This is a genomic window from Vagococcus elongatus, from assembly GCF_003987645.1.
Lineage (GTDB): Bacteria > Bacillota > Bacilli > Lactobacillales > Vagococcaceae > Vagococcus_A > Vagococcus_A elongatus.
Genome location: NZ_NGKA01000021.1, coordinates 23,710 through 45,899 on the forward strand (window position 1 = coordinate 23,710; position 22,190 = coordinate 45,899).

At 38.0% G+C, this 22,190-nt stretch carries 18 protein-coding genes and 1 pseudogene; 15 read left to right on the top strand and 4 right to left on the bottom strand.

The annotated features are described in order from the left end of the window. The first annotated feature begins 31 nt into the window (after positions 1 to 31). From CBF29_RS11475 to lplA, 3 genes are all read left to right on the top strand, one after another. Complete coding sequence (locus CBF29_RS11475) at positions 32 to 1,117, top strand: M42 family metallopeptidase (RefSeq protein ID WP_170170064.1); 1,086 nt, start codon at positions 32 to 34, stop codon at positions 1,115 to 1,117. Positions 1,118 to 1,336: 219 nt separating this feature from the next. Then, entirely contained in the window at positions 1,337 to 2,074 is a 738-nt protein-coding gene (locus tag CBF29_RS11480; protein WP_126809866.1) for an MBL fold metallo-hydrolase, read from the top strand. Between the two features lie 29 nt (positions 2,075 to 2,103). Beyond that, on the top strand, positions 2,104 to 3,108 hold the full coding sequence (gene lplA / locus CBF29_RS11485; RefSeq protein ID WP_126809867.1) for a lipoate--protein ligase: 1,005 nt from the start codon (positions 2,104 to 2,106) through the stop codon (positions 3,106 to 3,108). Positions 3,109 to 3,177: 69 nt separating this feature from the next. Here lplA and CBF29_RS11490 read toward each other — a convergent pair whose 3' ends face one another. Both CBF29_RS11490 and trpS read right to left on the bottom strand, forming a co-directional pair. Beyond that, positions 3,178 to 3,747, bottom strand: a complete 570-nt coding sequence (locus CBF29_RS11490; RefSeq protein WP_126809868.1) for an ATP-dependent Clp protease proteolytic subunit — start codon at positions 3,745 to 3,747, stop codon at positions 3,178 to 3,180. Positions 3,748 to 3,816: 69 nt separating this feature from the next. Then, positions 3,817 to 4,827, bottom strand: a complete 1,011-nt coding sequence (gene trpS, locus CBF29_RS11495) for a tryptophan--tRNA ligase (RefSeq protein WP_126809869.1) — start codon at positions 4,825 to 4,827, stop codon at positions 3,817 to 3,819. A 276-nt stretch (positions 4,828 to 5,103) separates the two neighbouring features. On the opposite strand from trpS, the gene spxA reads away from it, so the two are divergent. From spxA to CBF29_RS11520, 5 genes are all read left to right on the top strand, one after another. Further along, on the top strand, positions 5,104 to 5,502 hold the full coding sequence (gene spxA / locus CBF29_RS11500) for a transcriptional regulator SpxA (protein WP_126809870.1): 399 nt from the start codon (positions 5,104 to 5,106) through the stop codon (positions 5,500 to 5,502). A gap of 120 nt (positions 5,503 to 5,622) precedes the next feature. After that, positions 5,623 to 6,294 (top strand): adaptor protein MecA, encoded by a 672-nt coding sequence (locus tag CBF29_RS11505; protein WP_126809871.1) that lies wholly within the window; start codon positions 5,623 to 5,625, stop codon positions 6,292 to 6,294. A gap of 65 nt (positions 6,295 to 6,359) precedes the next feature. Beyond that, complete coding sequence (locus CBF29_RS11510; protein ID WP_126809872.1) at positions 6,360 to 7,043, top strand: YjjG family noncanonical pyrimidine nucleotidase; 684 nt, start codon at positions 6,360 to 6,362, stop codon at positions 7,041 to 7,043. Positions 7,044 to 7,074: 31 nt separating this feature from the next. Next, entirely contained in the window at positions 7,075 to 7,716 is a 642-nt protein-coding gene (locus CBF29_RS11515) for a uracil-DNA glycosylase (RefSeq protein WP_126809873.1), read from the top strand. A gap of 60 nt (positions 7,717 to 7,776) precedes the next feature. Next, positions 7,777 to 8,343, top strand: a complete 567-nt coding sequence (locus CBF29_RS11520; protein WP_126809874.1) for an NUDIX hydrolase — start codon at positions 7,777 to 7,779, stop codon at positions 8,341 to 8,343. A gap of 251 nt (positions 8,344 to 8,594) precedes the next feature. On the opposite strand, the gene CBF29_RS11525 is transcribed toward CBF29_RS11520, so the two are convergent. Then, a complete protein-coding gene (locus tag CBF29_RS11525) occupies positions 8,595 to 10,619 on the bottom strand; it encodes a urocanate hydratase (RefSeq protein WP_126809875.1) in 2,025 nt (674 codons plus the stop codon). A 216-nt stretch (positions 10,620 to 10,835) separates the two neighbouring features. On the opposite strand from CBF29_RS11525, the gene hutI reads away from it, so the two are divergent. Both hutI and CBF29_RS11535 read left to right on the top strand, forming a co-directional pair. Continuing rightward, positions 10,836 to 12,101, top strand: a complete 1,266-nt coding sequence (gene hutI, locus CBF29_RS11530) for an imidazolonepropionase (protein WP_126809876.1) — start codon at positions 10,836 to 10,838, stop codon at positions 12,099 to 12,101. 173 nt (positions 12,102 to 12,274) lie between these two features. Then, entirely contained in the window at positions 12,275 to 15,310 is a 3,036-nt protein-coding gene (locus tag CBF29_RS11535; RefSeq protein ID WP_126809877.1) for an ATP-binding protein, read from the top strand. Between the two features lie 172 nt (positions 15,311 to 15,482). Here the strand turns inward: CBF29_RS11535 and glmL are convergent, their stop codons facing one another. Then, on the bottom strand, positions 15,483 to 16,868 hold the full coding sequence (gene glmL / locus CBF29_RS11540) for a methylaspartate mutase accessory protein GlmL (protein WP_170170065.1): 1,386 nt from the start codon (positions 16,866 to 16,868) through the stop codon (positions 15,483 to 15,485). A 652-nt stretch (positions 16,869 to 17,520) separates the two neighbouring features. On the opposite strand from glmL, the gene ftcD reads away from it, so the two are divergent. From ftcD to CBF29_RS11565, 5 genes and pseudogenes are all read left to right on the top strand, one after another. After that, positions 17,521 to 18,420, top strand: a complete 900-nt coding sequence (gene ftcD, locus CBF29_RS11545) for a glutamate formimidoyltransferase (RefSeq protein ID WP_126809879.1) — start codon at positions 17,521 to 17,523, stop codon at positions 18,418 to 18,420. 11 nt (positions 18,421 to 18,431) lie between these two features. Next, entirely contained in the window at positions 18,432 to 19,058 is a 627-nt protein-coding gene (locus tag CBF29_RS11550; RefSeq protein WP_126809880.1) for a cyclodeaminase/cyclohydrolase family protein, read from the top strand. 17 nt (positions 19,059 to 19,075) lie between these two features. Next, complete coding sequence (locus CBF29_RS11555; protein WP_126809881.1) at positions 19,076 to 20,752, top strand: formate--tetrahydrofolate ligase; 1,677 nt, start codon at positions 19,076 to 19,078, stop codon at positions 20,750 to 20,752. Between the two features lies 1 nt (position 20,753). After that, the gene (locus CBF29_RS11560) at positions 20,754 to 21,314 is read left to right on the top strand and encodes a HutD family protein (protein ID WP_170170066.1); all 561 of its coding nucleotides are present in this window, start codon (positions 20,754 to 20,756) and stop codon (positions 21,312 to 21,314) included. Between the two features lie 282 nt (positions 21,315 to 21,596). After that, positions 21,597 to 22,067, top strand: a pseudogene (locus CBF29_RS11565) (amino acid permease); the annotation flags it as partial. Positions 22,068 to 22,190 lie beyond the last annotated feature (123 nt).

Here is a 22,190-nt window from a genome sequence, read left to right on the forward strand (position 1 = left end):
GAATGTAAGAAATAATTAGGGGGCAATAGCGATGGAGTCAAACGAAGAAATAATGTTAAAAGAACTAACAAGTGCCAGAGGAGTTCCGGGTAATGAAGAAGAGGTGCGTCAAGTATTTAAAAAATATGCCGTACCTTATGCAGATAAGCTGATGTTTGACGGCTTGGGCGGAATCGTGGCGCGTCGTGCGGGGGATAAGGAAGGACCCAAAGTCATGATTATGGGACACATGGACGAAGTTGGTTTTATGGTAACACAAGTGACTGACAAAGGTTTCTTGAAATTTCAAACGCTAGGCGGATGGTGGGGCCAAGTGATGCTCGCACAACAAGTAGAAATCAAAGCTCGTACAGGAAAAATATTCCACGGGGTCATTGGATGCAAACCGCCCCATGTGTTAACGGCAGAAGCTCGTAAGAAACCTTATGAAATCAGCGATATGTTCATTGATATCGGTGCAGCAGATGAGGCTGAAGTGAAAGAATGGGGCATTCGTCCGGGAGATATGGTCACGCCTTATATAGAATATCGTCGCATGAACGACACTAAATTTATGTTGGCAAAAGCTTGGGACAATCGGATTGGTACAGCAGTTTCTCTAAAAGTGTTAGAAAACTTAGCGAAAGAAGGACACCCCAATATTTTATTTGCAGGAAGCAATGTTCAAGAAGAAGTCGGATTGCGTGGGTCTCGGACAAGTACACATTTAGTGAATCCGGATATTGCTTTAGCTTTGGACACTGGAACTGCGGGAGATACTCCTGGAATGACGCCAAAGGAATCAATGTCTGAGCTAGGAAAGGGGCCGCAAATTTTGATTTACGATGCTTCAATGATTCCCAATAAAAAATTACGGGACTTTGTCATTGATGTGGCAGAAGAAATGGAAATTCCTTATCAGTTGGAAGTAATTGCAGGGGGAGGGACTGATGCAGGTACGCAACATATTACTCGTGACGGTATCCCAGCCATCGCAATTACTGTAGCGACCAGATACTTGCACTCCCATACGTCGATCATACATGAAGACGATTATCTTAACACTGTTGCATTAGTGACAGAAGTGGTCAAGCGATTGGATAAAGAAACCGTAGAAAAAATCCGTTCATTTGAATAAATTATTTGAGAAACGAGAAACGGCTCTCGTTTCTTTTTTGAACGATTTTATACAAAATTGTATGTGAAGTCTGAATTTAAGCCAGTAAATTTTTTTGAAGTCCCGATATACTAAGGAAAATTAAATTTGTGTTTTTTTGAACAAATTTCGTCGGTTTAATTGTTAGCCAGCGAAGACAAAAAGGGGTAAAGTAATTATTGTGATAGGAGGGGATAATTGATGGAAATTACTGTTCTTGGTTTTTGGGGTGCATATCCATGGAACAAAGAAGGCACTTCAAGTTATCTGCTGAAATCGTCAGGTTTTTCATTGTTGATCGATGCGGGGAGCGGGACGTTTAACATGCTGAGGGAAACGATAGAACCTTTGGAGCTGGACGCTGTGATTATTTCTCATTACCATCATGATCATATAGCTGATCTAGGCGTGCTGCAATATTATCGTCAATTGAATCAGCCAGAAGGTCATGCAGAGCTGCCAATCTATGGACATACGGAACATGAGTTTTATTTCGATGCTCTAACGATGCCAAAAGTGAGTAAAGGGATACCTTATGAAGAACGGACACCGATTACCATCGGTCCTTTTACAGTTGGATTTTTAAGGACTCGGCATCCGGTACCGTGTTTTGCTATGAGGATTACAGAGACTTCCACCGGGAAAAATTTCGTCTACACTGCCGACTCTGGTTACCTGAATAAATTTACTGATTTTATTGAGGGGACCAATCTATTGATTGCTGACAGTTATTTTTTAAACGGCAATGAGGATAATCCGGTGCACTTTACGGCAAAGGAAGTGGGAGAGATGGCCAAAAATGGCGGAGTTCCCAAAGTTTTGTTGAGTCATTTGCAGCAAGAAATTCATTTGTCCCTGTTAAAAAGCCAAGCAGAAGAAGCGGCTGGAACAGGCGTTGATGTTCTGTTGGCGGAAACCGGCCTAACAATAGTTTTATAAGAAATAAGAGAAGAAATAGGAGAGATGACATGTTATTTGTACCAAATGAAAATAATGACCCAAGAATCAACTTAGCGATTGAGCAATATTTATTGCAGGAAAAAGAGGCAGACGAGCCGATTTTACTGTTTTATATCAACGAGCCGTCGATTATTATCGGGCGCAATCAAAACACGATTGAAGAAATCAATTTAGATTATGTTGAACAAAATAATATCCATGTGGTGCGTCGTTTAAGCGGCGGCGGGGCAGTGTACCATGACTTTGGCAACCTGAATTTTAGCTTTATCATGCCTGATGATGGTTCTTCTTTCAGAAATTTTGAAAAGGTGACACGCCCGATTATTGAAGCGCTGCATTCTATGGGAGTCACAGGGGCACAACTGAAAGGCCGAAATGATTTAGTCATTGATGACAAAAAATTCTCAGGCAATGCGATGTATGCAACAAATGGCCGGATGTTCGCACACGGAACCATCATGTTTGACAGTGATGTGAATGAAGTTGTCAATGCGCTGAAAGTCCGCAAGGATAAAATCGAATCAAAAGGTATCAAGTCTATCCGCTCCCGTGTAACCAATATCAAACCATATTTAAATGATGACTATCAAAATCTATCTACCAAAGCTTTTCGTCAGGATATTTTGTTGAGAATTTTCGGGGTAGACTCTGAAGAACAAGTAAACACCTATCATTTAACAGAAGAAGACTGGGAAAAAATCAATGAAATCTCAGACAACTACTACCGTAACTGGGATTGGAATTTCGGGAAATCTCCTGAGTTTGATATTATTAAACGCCAGAGATTTGCGATTGGTTCCATTGAAGTGCGCTTAAATGTTGCTGAAGGAAAAATCCACGAAGCAAAAATCTATGGGGATTTTTTTGGACTGGGGGAAATCTCTGATGTTGAGGAAATGTTAGTAGGCATTCAATACAATAAAGAGGCTTTACAAGAATGGGTCGAAAAAGTGGATATTAAAAAATACTTTGGCAACGTAGCAACTGAAGAATTGTTGGAACTTTTATATTAGACTGGTAATTAAAAAATATCCTGCCGATTTTATGGCAGGATATTTTTTAATGGTAGTTTCTTTAACTGACTATTTTAAATCTTCCCGATTTTCAATCAGATGCGTGACAATACCGTATTCTTTTGCTTCATCTACTGACATCCAAAAGTTGCGGTCAGTGTCTTGGGCAACTTTTTCATAAGATTGTCCTGTGGCCGTAGCGATCAAGCGATTGATGCGTTCACGCATTTTAACAATTTCTTTTGCTTCGATTTGAATTTCGGTACTTTGCCCTTGAACCCCGCCAGCCGGCTGATGAATCATGTAGCGGGTGTTTGGCAAACTGTAACGATTTTCTGGTTTTGCTGCCAAATAAATCGTGATACCGGCACTTGCCACCCAGCCAGTCCCGATGATTTTAACTTCAGGTTTCACAAATTTGATCATATCATGAATGGTGTCACCAGCTTCCACATGACCTCCCTGACTATTTAGGAAAATCGTGATAGGCTCATCACTGGCTGCCTCTAATAGTAATAATTTAGTGGAGATATCTTTTGCTAACTCTTGGTCTACCCCACCACTGATAAAAATCGTCCGAGATTTTAACAGTCTTTCTGCAAATAGATTGTCCATTTCTTTCGTATCTTTTTCTGACATAGATTTGTCCCTCCAATAATTCATTGTCTTTACTATAACACTTCTTAGTAGAATTTTTAATCAACTTGCTTAACGGCGAGGCTTGCGGCCGAGACCGACGGCGTTTTTCATTTTTTGCAATGTTTTATTTGCTGCGACGCGTGCTTTTTCTGCTCCCTCATCGAGAATTTTATCCAGTTCTCCAGAATTCAATATCTCAGTTTGACGTTTTTGGATTGGTTCAAGTACTGCTACAATGGCTTCGGCTAAATCATTTTTAAACTCGCCGTAGCCGCTGCCTTCATACTGAACCACTAACTCTTCGATTGTTTTATTTGAGAAGGCAGCATAAATCGTCAGCAAGTTGGAAATACCGGGTTTGTTTTCTGTATCATATTCAATGATTCCGCTGGAGTCAGTGACAGCAGAGCGAATCTTTTTGCGGATCACCTCTGGAGCATCCATCATAGAAATAAAACCTTTAGTGTTTTTGTCAGATTTACTCATTTTTTTCGTAGGATCTGCCAAACTCATGATACGAGCCCCTTGTTTAGGAATATGCACCTCGGGTTTGACCAAAATGCTTTGATTTTTTTCAGCGTAGCGATTGTTAAAACGATCAACGAAGTCTCTCGTCAATTCTAAGTGCTGTTTTTGATCTTCGCCTACAGGGACCAAATCAGCATTGTATAAAATGATGTCGGCAACCATCAATGGCGGATAGGTCAGCAACCCCACCGAAACACCGCTTTTTTCGTTGTTTTGACTTTTATCTTTGAATTGAGTCATCCGTTCCAACTCGCCGATATAGGTATTACACTGAACGATCCAGGCAGCTTCAGCATGGGCTGAAACTTCGGATTGGATAAAAATAACCGATTTTTTAGGGTCGATGCCAACTGCCAAATATAATGCAGAGAGATTTAAAATTTGTTGTCTTAAAGCCAAACGTTCCTGAGGCACTGTAATGGCGTGTTCATCAACAATACAAAAGTAACAATTGTAGTCCTGCTGAAGTTGAGTAAATTGCTGAAAAGCGCCAATATAGTTTCCGATTGTAGGGATACCGCTGGGCTGAATACCAGAAAAAATTGTTTTCATCTAAAATGTTCCTTTCTATCATTCCTAGTGTCCATTATACTGGATTATTTATAAAAAGAAAATTCAAAAAAAATTCATTCAATCAAAAAATAATTCAAATAGAAACTATTTTAATGTTTATTAAGTAACGATAAATATTAAAATTTCAATATAAATCAGATTAAATTGCTGAATCAACTGGAATTCAAGGACTAATTACGGTATAATTACTGTGTGATATGTTATATTCGTATCATTGTTGGGAATGTTATGGAGATCACGAAAAGGAGTGATTTTATGTTAACACTTTACACATCTCCTAGTTGTACATCTTGTCGAAAAGCTCGTGCTTGGTTAGTAGAACAAGAAATTCCGTTTAAAGAACGTAATATTTTTTCGGAACCCCTGGATATTTCTGAACTGAAAGAAATTTTACGCATGACAGAAGATGGGACAGAAGAGATCATTTCGACTCGATCGAAAGTTTTCCAAAAGTTAGATATGGATTTGGATGACTTGCCTCTTGATGAGTTGTTGAAGCTTGTGCAAAAAAACCCGGGACTATTACGACGACCGATTATGATTGATGAAAAAAGGCTTCAAGTTGGTTTCAATGAAGATGAAATTAGAAGGTTCTTACCGAGAGAGGTACGTGCTTTGGAATTGCGTCATGCACAATTAATGGCAGGACTATAGGAATGTCGAACCTCGTCTTTAAGACGAGGTTTTTTTTCTTTACTTTTAGATGAATTAAGCTACAATGTGTTTAATGAGTAGATTTGTAGTATAATTAGGTTAGAAGAGAGGTGTAGTCAAATGGAAATGGAACGCATCAATGAGAATACGATCCGGGTGCTGATAGAAAACGCTGATTTAGAAGAGCGGGGTATCACTTTTTTGGATTTGTTAGGAAACCATAAACAAATTGAAAACTTTTTTTACAGTATTCTGGAAGAGGTCGATATTGATGAGCAGTTTCAGGAGACCGATGCCGTGACGTTTCAAGTCTTGCCTAACCGGAATGGATTGGAACTGTTTATCAGTAAAAATGCTCTCATGGGAGAAAACGGAGAGACGGCTGACATGCCTGATATTGTCGATCAAGAGTCTCTTAGTGAATTCGTGAGAAGGCAAATGGTCGAAGGGACACCAGTGGAACAATTGCCTAAAGAGAATGAAGCAATCAATCAAATAGACTCACCGACAATTGATTATGTTGTTGTTTTTGAAGACTTTGAAGATTTAATTGAATTGGCTAAGATTAGCAAGTTTAATAATATGCAGACGCATCTCTATAGAATGGACGAGTTCTACTTTTTGCACAGTGTTTTCTTCTTGGAAGAGACGTCAGAAAATCAAGTCAAAGAAGATATTGCCAAAGTGCTTGAGTATAGTCATTTGAGTAAGATCACACCAGAAATTCTGGCAGAGCATGGGGATTCGATTATGGAGTACAATGCTTTGGAGCAAGTTAAGTATTACTTTTAATTAAACCGGTCAATGTTCAACCGTCCAATTTATTTGGACGGATTTTTTAATCAAGGAGCTAACTAATGAATTACTCGACAGTCTTAATGGATTTGGATAATACGATTTTGAGTTTTGATCAGGCGGAAGAATACGCGCTGAAGAAGTTATTTGAAGAAGAAGAAGTTCCGTGGCAGCAGGAAATCTTCCAGCGCTACCATATAAAAAACAAAGAACTATGGGAAGAGCTGGAAAAAGGGATTTACCAGCGAGAGCACGTGCTGTCTGAACGTTTCGTTTATATTTTTCAACTATGCGGGAAAAAGGTGGACGGGGATGAGATGGATCAAAGATTCCGTCATCATTTATCAGAAAAGATATTCTTTATGCCCGAGGCGCTAAAAACTTTGGATAAACTGAAAGAAAAAAAGATTCACCTCCACATGGTAACCAATGGTGTGGCGGTGACACAATATAGAAGAATCAAGAAGGCCAAGATAGGTCATTATTTTAATCAGCTGTTTATTTCAGAAGAGGTGGGCTATCAGAAGCCGGCAAAAGAGTTTTTTCAACATGTATTTGAACGGATAGAGGAAAAAGATACATCCAAAGTACTGATGATGGGGGACTCATTGTCTGCGGATATCAAAGGAGGCAATCAGGCGGGAATTGACACGTGCTGGTATACGGAAAAGAAGACTGTGGGAAGTCAGGAGATTACGCCAACCTATCATATTACGCGGCTAGATGATGTACTGACGATTGTGTGACATAGGTCGATAAACATTGCAGGTGTGTGAAATGGATTATCCTAAAAAATTGGTTGTTGAAGTTTTAGAAAAGGCACAGGGCAAGGCTTTAACGGGATTTTTGACGGGTCAGGGATCCCGAAATGCCACATTGATGTTAGTCGGCGAAGCGCCGGGAAAAATTGAGATACAAACCAAAATTCCTTTTACTGGTCGTTCGGGTAAAAAGCTGGATGTATGGCTAGAATTAGCTGACCTAAAAAGAGAAGATATATATATTACCAGTGCGGTCAGAAACCGTCCGTACAAAATCGTGTCTTCACTGGATAAAAAGACCGGCAAGTTAAAAGAGCGCCGTCCAAATCGAGCACCGACACAACAAGAGGTGTGGATTCATGCATCGCTACTGGACTATGAAATACAGACTGTCCGCCCGAAGATATTGGCGCCGATGGGAAATATCGGACTCAAGAGACTTCTAGGGGGAAAGTATAAGATAGCAGATATTCACGGGGAATTAATGGAAAGTACAATCTTACAAGTCAATCAAGAAAAAACAACTTATGAAAATAGTGCGGAGACCTACCTGATTTTCCCGTTATATCATCCAGCAGCCGTCTTTTATAATCCTGCTTTAGAAAATTTGATTGAACAGGACTGGGAAAAATTGGGACACCTGGTGAATAATATCTGAAAGTGCTCATCCTTTAAGGAACAATTACAATGACTAACTACGGAAAAGAGGTCTTTTGCTGTGGATTTAAAGGAACAACTTAATAATTACATCCCTTTTAATCATCAGGAGGCGCAAGATAAAAGAATCATACTATCCTGTCTGGAAGACTATCCCCAAATTTTTTTTAGGGAAAATTTGCTGGCACATATGACCGCTTCCGCTTGGGTGGTTAATCGGAACAAAGACAAAGTTTTGCTGGCATATCACAATCTTTATGATTCATGGTCTTGGCTTGGAGGACATGCTGATGGAGAGGAAAATCTGTTGAATGTTGCCTTGCGGGAAGTCAGCGAGGAAAGTGGTCTGCAACGGCTCACTCCGGTACTTGAAGATATTTATTCCCTTGAGGTGTTGACGGTAGACGGACACATGAAGCGTGGTGCTTATATTTCTTCTCATTTACACTTGAACATAACTTATTTAATCGAGGCAGATGAAACGGCGTCTTTGTCTATTAAACCTGATGAAAATAGTGGGGTGAAGTGGTTTGCTTTAGACGATGCGGTTGCGGCTTCCACAGAGCGGTGGTTTCAAGAGAATGTCTACAAAAAGTTAAATGAAAAGTTGGAAATTTTGGGGAAATAATGGTCAATAAAAGAAAAGCAATTGGAAATCGTGTTCATGATGATTCTCTAACTATAACGCTTTAAACGGCTCTATAATTTATGGGACTGATGAATCAGAATATGATTTATCAGTCTTTTTTCATGATGACAATTGTATTTTAAAAGAATTTTCTAAAAAGTGACTTTTATGACATAAATTAAAAACTGCCCTTACACGGGCAGTTTTTAGTTTATATAGAAGCATTTGTAAAAGTAGGATTATCTATTTGATTAAGAAAAAAGTTTATTCACTGCTTCAGAGACTTTGCTTTCTTCAGAAAGGTAAGGAATCGTGATATGATCGTCTCCGGTGTTCATTTTGTTATACTCTATTGATGTTTCGATGGCATGTTCATTTCTTGCCCAACTACGTCTGGCGACACCTCCCATTGTGTCCCAAGCAATAGCGGATTTAATGATTTCATCCGTCTCTTTTGTTCCGTCTAGGACCAAACCGAAGCCGCCATTGACTGATTTACCGATACCGACGCCACCTCCGTTATGAAGTGCTATCAACGACATTCCGCGGGCAGCATTTCCTGCAAAACATTGTGTTGACATATCGGCACAAACATTGCTACCGTCTTTAATATTAGAAGTTTCTCTAAATGGAGAATCTGTTCCTGATACGTCGTGGTGATCACGGCCTAACATGACAGGACCAATTTTTCCTTCACGTATCATTTCATTAAATTTAAGGGCAATATCTACTCGTCCCATACAATCTTGGTATAAAATCCGTGCTTCTGTACCAACGACAAGTTTATTTTCTTCTGCATCCTTGATCCAATTATAGTTGTCTCTATCTTGATAACGACGATCTGGATTGATAACTTCCATTGCTGCATGGTCCGTAGCAATCAGGTCATTATGATCACCGCTTAAGCAAACCCAGCGGAAAGGCCCATAACCGTAATCGAAGAGTAAAGGTCCCATGATATCTTCAACGTAAGAAGGCCAGATAAATCCGTCTTTATCATCAATACCATTTTTAGAAATTTCTTTAATCCCGGAATCAAAGATTGCTTTCATAAAGGAATTCCCATAGTCAAAGAAATAAGTTCCCTTGGCTACTAAAGATTTGATTACTTTGTAATGACGGGCAAGGGTTTGATCAACTAATTCTTTGAAGTGTTTCTTGTCTGAAGCTAGAAGCTCAGTTCGTTCATCAAATGTGACGTCAGCTGGACAATAACCGCCTTCATAAACATTGTGACAAGAAGTCTGATCAGATAGTAAATCAACATGAATGTTCTCTTTATCGATATATTCTAGAAGGTCAACAATATTTCCATGATAGGCAATCGATGTTTTCTCTTTTTTATCTAAAAATTCTTTTGCAATGCTCATTGCTTCTTCCGGTGTTTCAGCTAAATTACTGATCCACCCTTGTTCTAGTCTAGTATCGATTCTGGATTTATCTACTTCTGCAACAATCGTTACGGCGTTAGCAATTTCTCCCGCTTTTCCTTGTGCGCCACTCATGCCGCCCAACCCTGAGGAAATAAATAATTTTCCTTTTAAGTCTTCATCATCAGCGATGCCCAGTTTTAATCGTCCAGCGTTTAACAAAGTATTAAATGTGCCATGAACGATACCTTGAGGTCCAATGTACATCCAACCGCCCGCTGTCATTTGACCGTAGTTGGTTACGCCCATTTCTTCGGCTATTTCCCAATCATCAATGTTATCATACTCACCGATTAAAAGTCCGTTAGTGATAATCACACGAGGAGCATCTTTTTTAGACTTGAAAAAGCCAAGGGGATGTCCGGATTCGATTACAAGAGTTTGTTCATCTGTTAGCACTTCTAAATATTTTTTGATTAATTGATATTGCATCCAGTTTGAACAAACTTGACCTGTTTCGCCGTAAGTTACTAATTCATACGGATAAAGAGCAACTTCAAAATCTAAATTATTGTCAATCATGACTTGCATTGCTTTTGCGGCGACGCAATTTCCTTTATATTCATCAATCGGCTTTCCGTAAATTCTTTCTTTGGGATACCAGCGATATCCGTAAATTCTACCTCGAGTCCGAAGTTCTTCAAGGAACTCAGGAATAACAATATCATGATATTTGGGGTGAACATAGCGCAAAGCATTTTTTAAAGCAAGGATTGTTTGATCTTTAGTCAATCTAAAACCACGATCAGGTGCACGACGTATACCTTCTTGAAAAACTGTTTTTTCAGGCAAAACATCATCTAGTTTAATCGTCATTGCTTCTTCAACTTGGTTTAAATCTACCATATATTTTTCCTCCTTAATCAAATAACTTAAATTCTAGAAAAAATAGGATGTGTGATAACTGCTCCTCTAGTATACTAAAAAAAGTCAATAAACTGTCTTTCTTTGTGTCTTTATTTAATTAGCACTTTTAGATAAGTATTTTTAATAATTTGACAGAAATTTGACATTCTATTATAGAATAGAATAGAGTAAACAGAACAGAAGGAGTGAGGGAACATGCCAGCAGATTTGCTTTTGGTAAATTTTAATCAAATTTTTTGTCCAATAGACAAGGGGCATCCGTTGTTTGGGGAAGAAATGAGTGAAGCGACTATTATTGAAAACGGTTATATAGCTGTCAAGGATGGTAAAATTCTCGAGGTGGGAGAGGGCAAGCCTAGAAAAGAGCTGATTAACGATCAGACAAAGATTGTTGATTATCAGGGGAAATTTGCCAGTCCGGGGTTGATTGACGCTCATACTCATTTGGTTTATGGCGGCAGTAGAGAAAATGAATTTTCAAAAAAATTAAACGGTGTGTCATATCTTGATATATTGGCTGCTGGCGGTGGTATTTTAAGCACTGTAAATTCAACTCGGTCAGCGAGTTTCGACGAATTATATCAAAAGTCCTCCCATTTATTAGACGAGATGATTATTCATGGTGTCACCACCGTGGAGGCCAAAAGTGGTTATGGACTGGATTGGGAAACTGAGGAACGGCAGTTGAAAGTTGTTCGTCAATTAAATGAAGATCATGACATCGATTTGGTATCAACATTTATGGGAGCTCATGCTGTTCCAGTAGAGTATCAAGGGAAGGCTGATGAGTTTATCGATCACATCATTGATGACATGCTTCCAAAAGTCAAGGAAGAATCACTAGCAGAATTTTGTGATGTATTTTGTGAGAAAAATGTTTTTACAGCCGAGCAGTCCTATCGCTTGCTTGAAGCTGCCAAAAATATGGGCTTTAAATTAAGGATTCATGCGGACGAAATTGAATCAATTGGCGGATCAAAGGTGGCAGCAGATTTACATGCGGTGAGTGCAGAACATTTAATGGTCATTTCTGATGAAGATATTGCTAGATTGAGTGAGGCTCAGGTGATTGGAAACATCTTGCCGGGGACAACCTTTAGCTTGATGGAAGATACCTACGCACCAGCTAAAAAAATGATTGATCAAGGTATGGCAATAACGCTGACGACTGACAGTAATCCTGGAAGCTGTCCGACAGCAAATTTACAATTTATCATGCAATTAGGCTGTTTCCAGTTAAAACTAACGCCGATTCAAGTTTTTAATGCCGTCACAATTAATGCCGCTTATTCTGTTTGCCGCAATGAGAGTGTTGGAAGTTTTGACGTTGGGAAACAAGCTGATATCACTGTATTTGATGCACCAAACATTGATTATCCTATGTATTTTTTCGCAACTAATTTAGTTAGCCATGTTTATAAAAATGGAGAATTAGTGGTAGAAGAACGTCAGAGAGTTTAAATCATAGATGATTTTTTCTTCATCTTAAAAAGAGATTCGTCATGTTTGGCTGAATCTCTTTTTACGTTACTTAGAAATCGTCTGGAGAGGATTTAACAAGCTGTGATTGGTACTGGATAGGAAATGTGTACTTTCCTGAGAATTATCGTACAATAAAAGAAAGAGGTGACAGTATGAAAAAGAAAATGAGATGCGTGATGTTTGGTAACCCTCAGATCTTTTTGAACGATCAGCCAGTTTTTTTTGCATTTTCAAAGATCAATGCCTTGTTTTATTACTTATCTGTTAATGGACCGGTTAGCCGTGATGAAATCGCCGGGATTTTATGGTCCAATAAGTCAGAAAAAAGTGCTAAAAAGAATTTGAGAAATACGATATATCAGGCAAATAAAGAGCTAGAGGATGAATTTATTGTTTCCCCGAATAAATCGATTTTACAGCTCAATGAAGAGTTAATCGCTCCAAGTGACGTCGATTTGTTTCTCGAAGACCCAATCAATCACTTAGATGAGTATCAAGATGATTTCTTGAAAGGATATTTTTTGAAAGATTCTGAAATTTTTGATTTATGGGTAACGAAAATGCGTAATTACTTTGAACAAAAATTTATTCAAAACTGCTATCAGAAAGTTAGTCAAGACATAGAAAACAACCATCTGATTGATGTTGAAAAAAATATTGGCAGGCTCATTGCTATTGATGAATATGATGAGCGTAATTATCAAATGTTGATGCGCTTCTATCAAGACAGTCATAGAAATGGCAAAGTTATTGAAACTTATTATGGTTTATCAATGACCTTAGACGAAGAATTGGGTATCAAGCCTAGTGAAGAAACACGGGCAATTTATGAAAAAACATTGGCTATCGTCAAACGTAACAAAGAACAAAAAAAGGCAAGAAATTATCGTTTTTTTGGGAGAACAAAGGAAATCGAAGTGCTAGAAGCTAATCTTGATAGTTTCTTTCAAAAACAGCCGTTTCAGTCCGTACTTATTCAGGGAGATGACGGCATCGGAAAATCAGCCCTTAGCCGGTTAGTCTTGAGTAATGCCACTAAGAAAACGTTGATAAAAGTAACGTGTTTTCAGACGGAGCAAGGCTTTACCTTGCGAATGTGGCGTGAAATAATCACTCAATTGGATCAAATCATTATTAATCAAAAAATCATTAATGAAGAAGCATGGCAGGCGATGTGCCGAAGGTTTTTTCCTAGTTTCTTTGATAAGCGCAATGCCTCGTTTGAAGAATCCGTCAGCGATGCAGACATTAATTATTTATCTCAATTTTTGTTGGCAGTATTGAAAGAGGTTTCAAAAACCCATTTCCTCATTATTTGGATTGAAAACCTTCAATGGATTGATCCGAGAAGTCTGCAATTGTTAACGAGTATTCTGCTGCATAATGAAGATATAATGTTTTTGTTGACCTTGCGAACGGATCATCAAAAGAAAATCAAGGACTTCATCAATGCCGTGAGTCATTATGACAAATTAATCCAGTTGTCATTAGAGCCGTTTCCTAGGGAATCAGTGAAAGCATTTGTTGAAAGGCAGATTCCAGATCAAAAATATGGCTACGAATTATATGATAGATTGTATGAAGAATCAGAGGGAAATCCCTTGTTCTTAATGGAATATGTCAAACAGTTAAAAAATGGTTCGAAACTGGAATATATGACACCAAAAATGCAGGAAGAGTTAGAGTTTTCTTTGACCCAGCTGCCGACAATGGAAAAAGAAGTGTTGGAAATCATTTCGTTTTTCCGTGATGCAGTTCAAATCTCAATCATCGATACGCTTTTAGAGGCTGATTACACACAGATAGCTAATGCAGTAGCCAATTTAAGAGAAAGAAATATTTTAATAGAACGGGTAATCTCCGGAGAAATATATGTTTGTTTTAAACAGAAGAAGCTTAAAGAATATATTTATTCAAAACTTTCAGCGACTAAAGTACGTGTGACCCATGAACAAATCGCTCGCTTATTTGAACAGCAGTGGAAAGATACAAATGATAAAAACTTATTATCCTCAGTGGCTTATCATTATAAGTATGCAGATCAAGAATTGAAATCCTTAGACTACGAACTATACAAGTTAGAAATTTCTTTAAAATTCCAGCATGAGTTATTTCCAATCTATAGCGAACAAAGTGAGAAAACTGCTAAGCCTCAGTCATTGGAGTGGCAAAAGGAATTTGAAAAATTTGAAAAGATTGGTAAATTTCTGAAGGACAACGAAGAAATGTATGGTGAACGGGATGATTATCAACAATTATTAATGAAGTATCTGTATCTGGAAGGACGCTATTTTATCAATTTAGGGAATTATCCTAAAGGTATCGAAAATATCCAGCGTGTAATCAGTAAAGCAAAGGAATATCATAATGACCCGCTATTTGTGAAGTCCTATAGACAAATGATTTATTATTTTATTCAAACGGATAATGCTGGGGAGATGCTTCAATATATCGAATTAGCTATGAAAATGTCTATAAGAATGAACGATCATGAATCTATTGGTATTCTTTTGAGATTAAAAGGATTATATAATTTGATGATCGGACAGCTTGAAGAAGCAGAACGATTGTTTCATGAATCGATTACTATCTTTACTATTTCTGATGAAGTACGAGAAAAGTATGCAAGTAATATTGCTGCTTCATACGATTATTTAGCTGAAATCGAGAGGTTGAGAGAAAATTACGATAAGGCCATGAGCTATCATAAAAAAGCCATTGTCCTTTGCGAAGAAACAAATTTATATACCAGCTTGGCTATTTTTTATGTTGGTATGGGAATTTCAGCTTTTGCAGCCGAGAATTACAAAGAGGCAAGAAAGTATCTGGAACGTTCTAATGAAATGCACATGAACTTAACGTCACCTTGGAAAAAGACACAACTAAGTGTTTATTTAGCATTGATTGATTTGTTGGAAGGGAATTATGAAGCTGTATCTGAAGCGATCATAAACTTTAATGACATTCAAAATCAAATGGAAAATCCAAGAGACATCGGCATGTTGTATTTTTATCGAGCCACTGTCAAGCATCTGCTAAATACGAACAAGATAACAGATTCTAATTTAAATAAACTGTTGGATAAAGAAGAAGAATACTATTATGAAAAAGCACTCGAAAATCTAAGCCCCTATAGGGATCAATTTGAAATCAATAATTTGAATCAGCTGATAAAGGGCAAAGGATAGAAAAGAATTAGCGGTAAAATTAACGTGTCGCTAAAACATAACAGTCACTGTCTGACGGTCAACTTTTACAGAAAAATGACGGAGTAATTTGTTTAAAACTTGAATAGGCGTGTGATATCCATCTGGACTATCACACGCCTCTTTTGTGTCACAGTGCGTATTTAAACAAGGATTAACAAGGCACCATCATTTGTTTGAGCAGTTTAAACGCTGTTTTCGGGTATTTTTGCGATAACAGTCCGAGAGAAGACAACAAATAATGTTTATCAACGAAAAATGCCGGCGCTTCTGGTTTTAAATATTCATTGCCGTTTGAACAAGCAAATTTTAATATTTTTTTTGGAGACGAATGGTAAGTAATTACCCCGCCTGTGCCTATGACTGTTTTAAAATTACGCAAATCTTTGCCTTTTTGATAGCTTATCGTACGATTAGGTGTTCTGGAAAATCGTATCGTGCCAGCATGTCTGTTGACGGATAGTTCAACTGCTTTTGCGGCAAGAGCTGTGTCAATTTCTATATCCTGTTCTGTTTTAGCAATGAACGTTGGATGTTGCGTCCTGTAATGAATGGCCTCTTGTAGAGTGCCTGGATTAGAATCAAACGGCAGCATTTTTGTAAATGCATCCATGCCGATGACTTCTAACAAACTTTCAGCAGAATAACGCATACCTAAATCGCCTTCCACAGTTCTTTTGGCATAGGGCTCTTCTAGGCCTTCAAAAAACGTATTATCATCAGTAATCGGAGGATTACCGATTGTAAAAACATCAGTTGTCGCACCGCCAATATCAATCACCATGCTGGGGCCAATCCCTTTGTCGTCAGGCAAACCTTCTGCAAGCAGCTCGGCAGCCTTTAGTACGGCAGCAGGTGTGGGTAATATTGGAGAACTAGCTATTTTTGCCATGTCATCAATCCCGTTTGTTTGAATGATTTTTTCCATAAATATGTCTCTAGCTATCTCTCTGACAGGCTCAGGATTTAATACATTGACCTTTGGCATGACATTTTCTGTATAAAATAAAGTTAGATTTGAATTGGTGAAGGCAGCTTTGATTTTTGGGACCGCCTCTTTATTTCCTGCAATTAAAATAGTCCCGGAAGATAGATGATCATTCAACATAGTTGCATTGTGCAAAATAATTTCCTGATTGCCGCCATCGGTACCGCCGCATAAGAGTATGATGTCAACCTGTTCATGGTCTATGTCAGCAACCTGATCTTTGGTCAACTTGTAAGAATAGGTTTTTATCAAACGTGTTCCTGCGCCTAATGCAGAACGTTTTGCCGCCTCTGTGGTTAAGCTGTCAGTTAGACCGATTGCGATCATCCGAAACCCACCCCATGCAGAAGAGCATATGAAAATATCGTCAAAATCAGCAATATGTGCCTTTTGTTCAAAAAACTCCCGGCCCTGTTTAAAACAAGTTGAAATGTTAGTTTCATGGGACGTAGGCAGTGTCAAACGATTGATGATTTGAGAATTTTTAATATCTATTGCTGTAAATTTAGTATAGGTACTGCCAAAATCTACAAGTAAAACATTCTTTTCCAATTTTGATGCCTCCATTCTATCTTAAAACTTAGATTAGAAAAATCTTATAATTCTAATCCTTTTCTCATTTAACAATCAATAAAACGTCAAATAATTTAATTATTCCTAGAGATACTTCTTTTAAAAAAAAGTTTGACGTAAAGATTTTTCTTTTTTTTATTCCGTTTAGCGTTCTTTTTTTTGTTTACGGTCGTTTTTTGTCGTTTTTCACAGACATACAAAAGGCATAAAACCTTAGTGTTATTTATAGTGAGCAATAAGCTCTTGTTTAATGAACACATAAAGTTTTTTCCGTTGACAAGTGTCCATTCACCTAGTGTAAACAAAATGGTCAAAAAAGTGTCAAAATTTCAAATTAAATAATAAAAAGTGAAAATTCGCTTGAAATTTCGAGTAAAATAAATTTCTTAAAAGATTGATAGATAGCGTCAGTACGCAATTTTGAGCGATTGACCAAGTTGAATAAGCGTGATAATGTTTAAGCATGCATGGAAACGTTAACAAAAAGTTGACGGCTAGAACTTAAATTTCAAGGAAATTAAACTGTGTAAAACTGCATCTTTTGTATGACTTGATAACCCATACAAAAAAAGAATCTATTTTGTTACTTAAAAATTTAAAACTAAGCTAAAAAAAGAAAGGAAGTTTTTAAATGGCGAAGTTAATCGAATGTATCCCAAATTTTAGTGAAGGTCGCGATGAAAAAATAATACAAGGACTTGTGAGTATTGCCAAGAGTATCCAAGGCGTGACACTTTTAGATTATTCATCTGATGCAAGTCATAATCGAAGCGTATTCACGCTTGTCGGAGATGAAAATGGGATTCAGGAAGTAGCTTTTCAATTGGTCAAATATGCAAGTGAACATATAGATATGACGAAGCATCAGGGGGAACATCCTCGAATGGGCGCTACAGATGTTGTGCCGTTTGTGCCTATCAAAGATGCAACCACCGCTGAATGTGTTGAGATTTCTAAAAAAGTAGCTAAAAAAATCAATGATGAACTAAACATACCAATCTTCTTGTACGAGGAATCCGCAAGTAACCCGTCAAGAACTAATCTTGCAAAAGTAAGAAAAGGGCAATTTGAAGGCATGCCAGAAAAATTGTTGGAAGAAGAATGGGTGCCGGATTTTGGAGAAAGAAAAATCCATCCGACAGCAGGGGTAACAGCTGTAGGTGCACGTATGCCGCTAGTGGCATTCAATGTCAATTTAGATACTGACAATATTGATATCGCTAATAAAATCGCGAAAATCGTTCGTGGATCAGGCGGCGGTTTCAAATATTGTAAAGGTATTGGAGTCATGTTGGAAGACCGTAATATTGCACAAGTTTCCATGAACATGGTGAATTTCGAAGGCACACCATTATATCGTGCATTTGAAACGATTCGTTTTGAAGCAAAACGCTTTGGTGTCAATATTATCGGAAGCGAAGTTATTGGTTTGACACCGGCTAAGGCATTGATTGATTGTGCAGAATACTATTTGCAAATCGAAGAGTTCGATTATGGTAAACAAATTTTAGAAAATCACTTATTAAACTAGGAGGCCTGACAATGAAACTGATTGATATGAAAGTTAAAGATTTTATGACTGTCCTAGGTTCTGATGAACCGGCTCCTGGTGGAGGTTCTGCTTCAGCATTAGCTGGAAGCATGGGTATCTCTTTAACAAAAATGGTGACTGAACTAAGTTTTGGAAAAAAGAAATATGAAGAGTTTGAGGCATTACTAAAGGAAGCTCATGAAGAAACGACACAGCTGCAAGCGTCTTTTATTAAAGCTATCGATGAGGATACAGAGGCGTTCAATAAAGTGTCAGCCGTTTTTTCAATGCCTAAAGAGACAGAAAAAGAAAAAGAAGAGCGTAAAGAGGCAATGCAGCAGGCGCTTAAAGGAGCGACGCAGACACCATTTGAAATGATGGAGATTGCCATAGAAGCATTAAACGTAACAAAAAAACTGATTGGAAAATCAAATACAAATGCAGCAAGTGATCTAGGTGTTGCAGCTTTAAACTTAAAATCTGCCTTGCAAGGTGCTTGGCTCAATGTTTTGATCAATCTATCAGGGGTGAAAGATCCGGCTTTTGTAGAACAATATCAAGAGCAGGGGGCCCGTTTGCTAAGTGAGGGGTCAAGTTTAGCAGATGAAATTTATGAGGCCATCGAGAAAATTGTTTAATCGGAAAGGAAGAAAAAATGACACATTTATCAGATATTGAGATTGCTAATCAAGTTAAAATGAAACCTATTACGGATATTGCTGAAAAGCTATCCATCCCAAGAGAAAGTTTATCTTTGTATGGTGAATACAAAGCAAAAATAAATGTTAGTAAGATCGGTGATTTAGAAAACACAGAACGGGGGAAGCTGATTCTTGTTACGGCTATTACTCCAACTCCAGCAGGAGAAGGTAAAACAACAACCTCTGTAGGCTTAGTTGATGCGCTGTCAAAAGTCGGAAAAAAAGCGGCCATCGCATTACGTGAACCTTCGTTAGGCCCTGTGTTTGGTGTGAAAGGCGGAGCAGCCGGTGGGGGACACGCACAAGTTGTTCCAATGGAAGATATCAATTTACATTTTACAGGAGATTTCCATGCTATAGGTGCAGCTAATAATTTACTGGCAGCATTACTGGACAACCACATTCATCAAGGCAATTCTTTAGGCATCGATAGCCGCAGAATTACTTGGAAACGTGTCGTTGATATGAACGATCGACAATTGAGATATATTGTCAATGGTCTTCAAGGAAGAGTAAATGGCGTGCCTCGTGAGGATGGCTATGATATCACAGTTGCTTCAGAAATCATGGCAGTTCTTTGTCTGGCAAATAGTATCACTGATTTGAAAGAAAAATTAAGAAAAATGATTGTTGCCTACACTTTTGATGGCAAGCCGGTTACGGCAGGTGATTTAAAAGCTGAAGGAGCCATGACAGCTTTGTTGAAAGAGGCGATTCAGCCTAATATCGTACAAACACTGGAGCATTCGCCGGCGTTTATCCATGGCGGTCCTTTTGCCAATATCGCACACGGTTGTAACAGTGTCTTAGCCACTAAACTTGCTTTGAAATATGCAGATTATGCTGTGACAGAAGCAGGCTTTGGTGCCGATTTAGGTGCAGAAAAATTCGTTGACATAAAGTGTCGGCTAGCTGATTTGAAACCAGATGCCGTCGTCTTAGTTGCTACCATTAGAGCGTTGAAGATGCACGGCGGAGTGAAAAAAGCTGATTTGGGAACAGAAAATGTAGAAGCTGTTCTCAAAGGATTGCCAAATCTTGAAAAACACTTGAGTAATATTCAAGAGGTATACGGTATGCCTGTAATTGTTGCCATTAATAAATTCCCGACGGATACAGATGCTGAACTGTCTGCGGTTGAAAAAGCATGTGAAGAACGAGGCGTTGAAGTATCACTCTCTGACGTTTGGGCAAAAGGCGGCGAAGGGGCCGTTGATTTAGCGAATAAAGTTATTGAATTAGCTGAAAAGGAAAATAATTTTAGCTTTGTTTATGATACAAAAGACTCAATCGAAGAAAAACTAAACAAAATAGTACAGAAAGTTTACGGCGGAGCTAAAGTCGAATTAACAGCTGGTGCACGTAAACAACTTAAAGAGTTGAAAGAACACGGCTTCGATGACTACCCGATTTGTATGGCAAAGACACAATATTCATTCTCAGACGATGCCACGTTACTTGGTGCGCCAAAAGACTTTACTGTTACTATTCGTAACTTAAAAATTTCTGCAGGAGCAGGATTTATTGTGGCATTAACTGGTGCAGTGATGACCATGCCAGGTCTGCCGAAATCACCAGCAGCTGAACGAATTGATGTTGATGTGGATGGTAATATTTCCGGACTATTTTAATATGGAAATCGTTCATCTGACATCAGCTGACTATAAACTTTCAAACTGGAGCGGAGGAAAAACAAGAGAGATTTTCCTTTCTCCGTTTGGAGGAAATTACGAATTGAGAGCGTTTGATTTTCGTATCTCAAGTGCCGTTATCGAATTGCAGCAATCAGAATTTACGCCATTACCAAATTTTAAAAGAAAATTAATGCCCTTAACTGACAGCATCACCTTAAAACAAAATGAACAAGTCATTGAACTAAAACCATTTGATGTGTTTTCCTTTGATGGTTCCATTCCGACAACAAGCTATGGACAATGTATCGATTTTAATTTGATTTATAAAAAAACGATGGTTGGGGAAATGTATGCCCTCGACCTGCAACCTGGCTCTATGGCTATAAAAAATGACTGTTTTTTGTATTTTTTAGATGACTGTATTCTAAAGGTCAATGGGCAGATTTTTTCCTTAAAAAAAGATGAAACACTCAACATATCAAAAGTAGAGCAGCCGTTTGATTTAGAAATATTAGAAACCGTTGAATCATCTAAACTGATTTATGTTAGCTGCATTTAAACGGGCTAAACCATTTGGAAGATAATCAATTGTTGACTGATTTTTTTTGGCTGCTTAAAAATAGTTAGCTATGGTTTTATAGCAACATATACAAAATTATGGGGAATGGTATTCAACCTAATAGAGTTATTCGACCTGAAAATTTGAAAAAGTACTGTTTGATCATTTTGTTAGGCCATTATTAGGTGCCAAGCCATTTCGCAACACTCAAGTATTGTTTTAAAACTAATTAAACGGAATAGTTACAATGGTTGAGTAATCAACAGTACAAGGAGTAGTAATATGCAAAATGAGGAACAGATTCCGGAGATTTCGGATATTAAAGACCTAGAAGAATTTGCCAGTGATGATGAACAAGCAAAATTTAGTTTAAGCGGTGCGACTTTATACGGGATTAATGCGGTTATCGGTTCAGGAATATTTTTACTTCCGAGAACGATTTACCAAGATTTAGGACCGGCTTCATTGGTCGCAATGCTAGTTGATGTTTTGCTAGTGTTAATGATAGCAGTTTGTTTTGCTGAAGTAGCGGGCTATTTTAATAAAAATGGCGGTGCTTTTCAATATGCTAAATCGGCTTTTGGAGATTTTGTCGGCTTTAATGTGGGAATTTTAGGATGGTTTGTAACAATCATCGCATGGGCTGCAATGGCAGCAGGATTTGCTAAATTATTGATTCAAACATTCCCTTCGCTTGAAGGAAAAAATACGATAATTAGTGTCATTTTAGTAATTTTTCTATCACTAATTAATGCCTACTGAATAATTATATGATTTTTAAAAAGTATGGCTTTAATGTTTTTCAAGCTGAATCTTAGCGAATTGAAATTGTAAGCTAAAAAAAGGCGCAAAAAATCTGCCGTCAATTTTGACAAA